General features: G+C 67.6%; 1 protein-coding gene. It reads left to right on the forward strand.

The genetic code is table 11. The annotated features are described in order from the left end of the window. Nucleotides 1–238, forward strand: a 238-nt coding sequence (locus KVT32_RS31475; protein WP_217619572.1) for a hypothetical protein, incomplete at both ends; no start/stop codon positions are given.

Here is a 238-nt window from a genome sequence, read left to right on the forward strand (position 1 = left end):
GGCACGGACGGCCTGATCACGTCGAGCCGGTGGATCCTGCACAAGATGCCGAAGTACACGCGCACCGTGGCGCTGGAATTCTTCGGCCAGGCGCGCGACGCGATTCCGTCGATCGTCGAGATCAAGGATTACCTCGACAGCCTGCCGAAGAGCGGCAAGCCCGAGTTCGCCACCTTGCGCCTGGCGGGCCTGGGGCACCTGGACGAGCGCTACCTGCGCGCGGTCGGCTACGCGACCG

The sequence above is a fragment of the Achromobacter sp. GbtcB20 genome, from assembly GCF_019091095.1.
Lineage (GTDB): Bacteria > Pseudomonadota > Gammaproteobacteria > Burkholderiales > Burkholderiaceae_B > Achromobacter > Achromobacter mucicolens.